This is a genomic window from Methylobacterium sp. WL116, assembly GCF_008039455.1.
In the GTDB taxonomy this organism is placed as follows: domain Bacteria; phylum Pseudomonadota; class Alphaproteobacteria; order Rhizobiales; family Beijerinckiaceae; genus Methylobacterium.
Genome location: NZ_VRUV01000230.1, coordinates 1 through 7098, shown reverse-complemented (window position 1 = coordinate 7098; position 7098 = coordinate 1). Strand labels below are relative to the sequence as shown.

The window sequence follows — 7098 nt, the reverse complement described above, 5'->3', positions numbered from 1 at the left end:
TCGTCGCGGATCGTCTCCCGGCGCGGCCTTGCTCGCGCCGGACGCGGCCACCCTCGACGCGCTGGTGCTCGACGGCCTGAGCTACGGTCATTCGAGCGGCGCCGTGCAGGGCAAGGCGGCCTTCGTCGACGCGCTGACGAGCGGGCGCTCCGCCTTCCCAAGCATCGTCCTGTCGGACCGCTCGGTCTCGGTCGTCGGCGAGGACGCCATCGCCCGGCACGTGTTCAGCGGCGAGGCGACCTCCGGCGGCAAGACCGCGCCGGTGCGCATCGGCGTGATGCAGGTCTGGCACCGGGACGGCGGCCGCTGGCGGCTGCTCGCCCGGCAGGCCTACAAGATCTGAGCGGGCGCGGATCGCTCAGGCGTAGGCGGCGCAGATTCCCAGAAAATCCTCGGCGACGAGGCTGGCGCCGCCGACGAGCGCGCCGTCGACGTTCTCCACCGAGAGCAGCTCGCGCGCGTTGCCGGGCTTGACCGAGCCGCCGTAGAGGATGCGGATCTTGGCCGCCTCCTCGCCGACGAGCTTGTCGAGCATCTCGCGCAGGGAGGCGTGGACCTCGGCGATCTCGCGCGCCGTCGGCGTGCGGCCCGAGCCGATCGCCCAGACCGGCTCGTAGGCGATCACGGTGTCGGCGCCGGTCGCGCCCTTCGGCGTGCCGATGGCGAGCTGCGCCCGGACGATGTCGAGGGCCCGGCCCTGCTCGCGCTCCTCCATGGTCTCGCCGACGCAGATGATGCCGCACAGGCCGGCGCGCCGGGCGCCCAGGGCCTTGGCGTGGACGCCGTCGTCGGTCTCGTGATGGTAGGCCCGGCGCTCGGAATGTCCGACGATGACGTAGCGCGCGCCGAGGTCGGCCAGCATCTCGGCGGAAATCGAGCCGGTGAAGGCGCCGCTCGGCTTGGCATGGAGGTTCTGGCCGCCGATGGCGATCGACGAATCGTAGGTCGCGGCGACGCAGGCCGAGATCAGCGTCGAGGGCGGGCAGATCAGCAGGTCGATCGTCTCGGCGAGCGCCGGGGACAGGCCGGTCCGCACCGCGTCGACCACGGGGATCGAGGCCCGGGTGCCGTTCATCTTCCAGTTGCCCGCAACCAGGGGCCGCCGTCCCGAACGCATCATCGATGTCCCTGCCGTCCCAAACGCCTGCCGGCGCACGCGTGGGCCGGGGCTACCAGAGCCCGCATGAGGGCGCAAACCGGATCGGCCGCGCCGGGAGACGATCCGCGACGAAGATCACCCGGCCCCCGCTCCGGGGACGGGCGGCATGCCGAGACGCGATGGATCGAAAGAACCGAGGACACCCGCGCGGGGGATGCCGGCGAGGCGGAGGGGCGATAGGCCGAAAACGGCTACCTTATGTTAGATCGGCCTTAATTCCTGACATGCGATCACGGCGCATGCGCGGTCCACGGACATTCCTTCAGGCGAGAGGCGGAGCGACGGCGGTCGAATTCGCCCTCGTCGCGCCGATGCTGCTGTTGACGATCGCCTTCGTCATGGCCGTCGCCCTGGTGATGTTCGTCAACCAGCGGCTCGATTACGCGACGAGTCAGGCCGCGCGGCAGGTGATGATCGGCAAAGCCAAGATCAATGGCATCGATCAGGCGACGTTCAAGACCGCGCTCTGCAGCAGGCTGCCGGCCGTGATGTCGTGCGGGAACGTCGTGGTGAACCTCTACAAAGTGCAGCCGACCTTTGGCGCGAAGAGCGGCTACTACGCCTTCGTCAAGCCGGACGTCAGCGGCCTCCTGGTGCCGTCCCAGACGAGCGGATCGGGCCAGTACGATCTCGGCAATGCTGGAGACTATCAGTACCTGCAGGTCATCTACCCGATTTCGGTCCTGCCGAGCGTCTTCGCATCCATGCTCGGCACCGACGGCTCCACGAGCTACCTGGCGATCTCGACGGCGGCATTCCGCAACGAGAAGTTTTGATGGCACCCCGTCGGCCATCCCTCACGCAACGCTTCCGCGACGACCGGCGCGGGCTGTCGGCGGTCGAGTTCGCGCTCGTCCTGCCGGTGCTGCTCGCGCTGATGCTCGGCGGCATCCAGTTGGTCACGTATGTGAACGCGACGCGCAAGGTCGAGCTCGTCGCGCACTCGATCAGCCAGATGATCTCACAGGTGCCGCCGCCGCCGGGGGCCACGATCGCCACGGTCAACGCGACCGACCTTCACTTCAGCTTCGATTCGGCGCTCGTGCTGTTCCCCTACGTCATGAAGGATGCGGCCCGGCAGAACGTGCTTTGGTCGAACGACATCACCATCAAGTACGCCAGCGTCGCCTTCACGCAGAAGTCGACCGCCTGCAACGACCCGGCCGACATGAGCGCCTGCTACACGGCCAACGTCGTGTGGACGAGCACGGGCACGTCCGGCAGCACCCAGCGCTCCTGCGGGACGCCTTTGCTGCCCGCCGACAATACCGCCGCGCCGAACGTCGGAACCTTGCCGCGCTCGGTCTACGGTCCCGGCTCGATCATCGTCATCGACGTGGCATTCACCTTCAAGCCGACCTTCGGCGCCAAGTTCTTTTCAGGCAGCCAGATCGCCCGCTCGGTCTACGTCCAGCCGCGCTACGCCACCCTCGTGAACTACGACACCGCGAACAGCGACGGGATCGCCACGAAATGTTCTGGCTACTGAACCGCCTTCGCCGGGCAGACCGGCACGCCATCTCGCGTCCGAGCTTTGCGGAGGCACGGGGTGGCAACGTCGCGATGATCTTCGGCCTCAGCCTCATCCCGCTGGTCGGGCTCATCGGGCTCGGGGTCGATTACGGCGTCGCGATCACCAACAAGACGAAGCTCGACGGCGCGGCGGACGCGGCCGCGGTCGCGGCCGTGGCGACGGCCAAGGCCTACATCGCCGCCAACCAGGGCCAGCCCAACCTCACCGCCAAGGCGATCGCTGCGGGCATCACCCAGGCCACCAACGTCTTCAACGTCAACGCGGGGAAGGTGCCGTTCACCACCTACACGCTGCAGACGCCGCAGCTGGCCCCGGACGGCCAATCCCTGACGTCGACGGTCGCCTACACCGCCACCGTGACGAACACCTTCGGCCGGATCTTCCGCACGCCGACGACCCCCCTCGCCAATACGGTGACCGCGTCGACCGACCTCGCAAGCTACCTCGACTTCTACGTGATGGTGGACGTGTCGGGATCGATGGGGCTGCCGACCTCGGCGAGCGACATGAACCTGCTCGCCAGCATGAACGTCGAATCGACGCTCACCGATTCCAAACAGGGATGCATGTTCGCTTGCCACTGGCCCGGAGCCAACGGGTGGAACCTGGCAGTCAATCACAAACCGAAACCGATTCAATTGCGTTCGGATTCTGTCAACAATGCCGTTTGCTCGCTGCTTCAGCGTGCCACGAGCCAAATGATCGTCCCGAACCAGTACCGGGTCGGCATCTATCCGTTCATCAATCAGTTGGCGACGCTTTCTCCGCTCTCCAGCAACCTTGCCACGGCGAACACGGCGGCCGAATGCACGAAGCAACCGCCAATGGCGTTCACCAATCTTCTCGATACCAACACCACCCAGCTCTCCGTCAACGGCGATCCGAGCACCGGCACGGGGAGCGGCGGGACGCATTTCGAGGTCGCCCTGCCTCAGATGAAGTCGACCATCTCGGCTTACGGTGATGGCTCGTCCACCAGCAACCCGAAGCCGTTCGTGTTTCTCATCACGGACGGCATGCAGAACGGTCAACACTACTATCTTTGGAAGAACGGAAAGTACACGTATCCTGGAAACCCATCGAAGTTCAACGGCTATGCCAACGCGTGGTGGGACGGTTCCAGCCCCGCCCAAATGGACCCGTCCAATTGCACAGCGCTGAAGAACGCCGGCGCGACAATCTCAGTCCTCTACATCCCCTATATTACGATCAACTCAACCAACGACGGAACCTATACGGCTTGGGAGAACAATCAGGTCAACCAATTCAGCCCGACGCTCTCGACCCCGCTCAAGAGCTGCGCCTCGCCGGGCTTCTTCTTCACGGCCAGTTCGGCGGACGAAATCAACGCTTCGCTGAGCGCGATGCTCGACCGCGCCGTGAAGATGACCCGCCTGACGCAGTAGGCTCGGCGGCGGCCTTTGCCTGCCGGTGCGGACTAGGCTATCGCGGGCGGATCGAAGGACGGCGCCTCGCGGCGCCCGACAGGGCCGGATGCCTCCGGCGATCCGAGCGCGCGTAAGCTAAGAGAATGCTGCAGAACATCCGCAACGCGAGCCAGCACTGGCTCGGCAAGATCGTGCTGACGGTGATCTTCACGTTCCTGATCGCGGGCGTCGCGGTCTTCGGCGTCGAGGAGTTCTTCCGCGGCGGCTCGTCGACCGCGGTGGCCACCGTCGGCAAGACGCCGATCACGGCCGAGGCCGTCCGCACCGCCTACCAGAACCAGCTCCAGCGCTACCAGACGCAGATGCGGCGCACGCTGACCCCGGATCAGGCGCGGGCGCTCGGCGTCGACCGGCAGGTGCTGTCCCAGCTTGTGACCGAGGCGTCGCTCGACCAGAAGACCTCCGATCTCGGCCTCGCGGTGCCCGACGCCTCGGTGATCCGGGCGATCCACGACGAGAAGAGCTTCCAGAACGCGCAAGGCCAGTTCGAGTCGGCGCTGTTCTACCAGACCCTCCAGCGCGCCGGCCTGAACGAGGCGATGTTCGTGCGCGAGCAGCGCGCCGTCATCGCGCGGCTGCAGCTCGCCGAGGCGGTCTCCGCCGACCTGCACGTGCCGGAGGCGATGCGCCTGGCGGTGCATCGGTACGCCACCGAGCGGCGCAAGGCCGCCTACCTGATGCTGCCGCCCTCGGCCGCCGGCGAGGTCGCGGCGCCGAGCGAGGACGCGCTGAAGGCCTATTACGAGGGAAACCGCTCGGCCTACCGTGCCCCGGAATACCGCGCCGCGACCCTGCTGGTGCTCGACCCGGCGGCGATGGCCAAGCCCGACGCCGTCTCGGCCGAGGAGGTGCAGAAGGCCTACGACCAGGAGAAGGCGCGCTTCGGCGCGCCCGAGAAGCGCACGATCCAGCAGATCGTGTTCCCCGATGCCGCGGCCGCCGAGGCGGCACGCAAGGCGATCGCCGACGGCAAGAGCTTCGCCGCGGTGGCGGAGGAGCGCGGCACCGACGGCAAGGACCTGACCCTGGGGACGCTGACGCGGGCCGAGCTGTTCGATCCGGCCGTGGCCGATGCCGCCTTCGGCCTCGACAAGGACGGCACCAGCCAGCCGGTGAAGGGCCGCTTCGGCACGGTGCTCCTCCACGTCACCGCGATCGAGCCGGCGACGGTGAAGACGCTGGCCGAGGTCGAGCCGGAGATCCGCAGGCAGATCGCGCTGGCGCGGGCCCGCGACGGCGTCGACAAGATCCACGACGCGATCGAGGACCAGCGCGCCGGCGCCAAGCCGCTCGCCGACATCGCCAAAGAGCGCGACCTGCCGATCGTGACGATCGCGGGCGTCGACGCGCAGGGCAAGGATCCGGCGGGCCGGACGGTGGCCGGCATCCCCGATTCCGAGACGACGCTGCCGGCGCTGCTGCGCGCCGAGATCGGCGGCGACAACGAGCCGCTGCGGACCAAGGCCGGCGGCTACGTCTGGTACGACGTGACCAAGATCGACGCGGCGCACGACAAGCCCCTCGACGAGGTCCGCGACGCGGTCGCCGCAGGCTGGCGCGAGGCCGAGGTGTCGCGCCTGCTGCAGGCCAAGGGCAAGGCTCTGGCCGAGCGGCTCGACAAGGGCGAGACCCTCGCGGCGCTCGGCACCGAGATCGGCGTCAACCCGCAAGAGGGCGACGATCTGGCCCGCAACCAGGCCAAGGACGCGCTGACGGTCGACGTGGTCAACCGCATCTTCGCGACCGCCGTCGGCAAGGCCGGCTCGGCCGCGTCCGGCGAGGCGCGCGCGGTCTACAAGGTCGAGGCCGCGACGATGCCGGCCTTCGTCGCCGGCAGCCCGGCGGACAAGACGATCGAGGGCAACTTCCGCACCGCGCTGGCCGACGACGTGCTCGGCGAATACATCGCCGAGGTGCAGAAGAACGCCGGCGTCAGCGTCAACCAGGCGGCGCTGCGGCGCGCGATCGGCGGCGAGTACTAGGGCCGATGGCGGACGCGTCCGACTACGCCGCCTACGCGGCGGCCTACGAGGCCGGTCGCCCGGTCCTCCTCGACCTGACGCTGGTGGCCGACCTCGAGACGCCGGTCGCCGCGTTCCTCAAGCTGCGCAGCCGCCATTCCGGCCCGGCCTTCCTGCTCGAATCGGTCGAGGGCGGCGTGGTGCGCGGGCGCTACTCGATGATCGGCCTCGATCCCGACCTCGCCTGGCGTTGCCGCGACGGCCGCGCCGCACTCGCCCGCGACGACCTCTCCGCCTTCGTCGCCGACGCGCGCGCGCCGCTCGAGTCGCTGCGCGCGCTGATCGCCGAGAGCGCGATCGTGGAGGGCGAGGGCTCCGAGCTTCCGCCGATGGCGGCCGGCCTGTTCGGCTATCTCGGCTACGACATGGTCCGTGCCATGGAACGGCTGCCCGAGCCCAATCCCGACCCGCTGAACGTGCCCGACGCCATCCTCGTGCGCCCGCGGGTGATGGTGGTGTTCGATTCCGTGCGCGACCTGATCACCGTGGTCTGCCCGGTGCGCCCGGCGGCCGGGGTGACGACGAAGGCCGCCTACGAGGCGGCGCTGGCGCGCCTCGACCGGATCGCCGAGGCGCTGGAAGGCCCGCTGCCGATCGAGGCGCGGGTCGACCTCGCCGCGGTCGCGAGGCCCGAGCCGGTCTCGAACACCTCGCCGGAGGCCTATCTCGCGATGGTGGCCAAGGCGAAGGAATACATCGCCGCCGGCGACGTGTTCCAGGTGGTGCTGTCGCAGCGCTTCGAGGCGCCGTTCACCCTGCCGGCGATCGCGCTCTACCGCTCGCTGCGGCGCACGAACCCGGCGCCGTTCCTGTGCTACCTCGACTTCTGCGAGTTCCAGGTCGTCTGCTCGTCGCCCGAGATCCTCGTGCGGGTGCGCGACGGCAAGGTCACGATCCGGCCGATCGCCGGCACCCGCCGCCGCGGCGCGACGCCGG

At 68.7% G+C, this 7098-nt stretch carries 7 protein-coding genes; 6 read left to right on the top strand and 1 reads right to left on the bottom strand.

Annotated features, from left to right (window positions below):
* A partial coding sequence (locus FV223_RS16340) for a nuclear transport factor 2 family protein (RefSeq protein ID WP_147728024.1) occupies positions 1–343 on the top strand: 343 nt, incomplete at its 5' end.
* A 15-nt stretch (positions 344–358) separates the two neighbouring features.
* On the opposite strand, the gene tpiA is transcribed toward FV223_RS16340, so the two are convergent.
* The gene (gene tpiA / locus FV223_RS16335) at positions 359–1120 is read right to left on the bottom strand and encodes a triose-phosphate isomerase (RefSeq protein ID WP_147728023.1); all 762 of its coding nucleotides are present in this window, start codon (positions 1118–1120) and stop codon (positions 359–361) included.
* A gap of 278 nt (positions 1121–1398) precedes the next feature.
* Here tpiA and FV223_RS16330 point away from each other — a divergent pair, with 278 nt between their 5' ends.
* The 5 genes from FV223_RS16330 to FV223_RS16310 form a co-directional block, all read left to right on the top strand.
* Complete coding sequence (locus tag FV223_RS16330; protein WP_147728022.1) at positions 1399–1935, top strand: TadE/TadG family type IV pilus assembly protein; 537 nt, start codon at positions 1399–1401, stop codon at positions 1933–1935.
* Entirely contained in the window at positions 1935–2648 is a 714-nt protein-coding gene (locus FV223_RS16325; protein ID WP_147728021.1) for a TadE/TadG family type IV pilus assembly protein, read from the top strand. The genes FV223_RS16330 and FV223_RS16325 overlap by 1 nt, the downstream gene beginning before the upstream one ends.
* A complete protein-coding gene (locus FV223_RS16320; RefSeq protein ID WP_147728020.1) occupies positions 2633–4099 on the top strand; it encodes a pilus assembly protein TadG-related protein in 1467 nt (488 codons plus the stop codon). Before FV223_RS16325 ends, FV223_RS16320 begins: the two co-directional genes overlap by 16 nt.
* Positions 4100–4224: 125 nt before the next feature.
* On the top strand, positions 4225–6123 hold the full coding sequence (locus tag FV223_RS16315) for a peptidylprolyl isomerase (protein ID WP_147728019.1): 1899 nt from the start codon (positions 4225–4227) through the stop codon (positions 6121–6123).
* 5 nt (positions 6124–6128) lie between these two features.
* The coding region (locus FV223_RS16310; protein WP_187276158.1) for a chorismate-binding protein at positions 6129–7098 on the top strand (970 nt) is incomplete at its 3' end.

What these genes read in the sequence shown, in the direction of transcription:
- tpiA (WP_147728023.1), bottom strand. Translation starts at nt 1,120, where the DNA reads ATGATGCGTTCGGGACGGCGGCCCCTGGTTGCGGGCAACTGGAAGATG.
- FV223_RS16330 (WP_147728022.1), top strand. Translation starts at nt 1,399, where the DNA reads ATGCGCGGTCCACGGACATTCCTTCAGGCGAGAGGCGGAGCGACGGCG.
- FV223_RS16325 (WP_147728021.1), top strand. Translation starts at nt 1,935, where the DNA reads ATGGCACCCCGTCGGCCATCCCTCACGCAACGCTTCCGCGACGACCGG.
- FV223_RS16320 (WP_147728020.1), top strand. Translation starts at nt 2,633, where the DNA reads ATGTTCTGGCTACTGAACCGCCTTCGCCGGGCAGACCGGCACGCCATC.
- FV223_RS16315 (WP_147728019.1), top strand. Translation starts at nt 4,225, where the DNA reads ATGCTGCAGAACATCCGCAACGCGAGCCAGCACTGGCTCGGCAAGATC.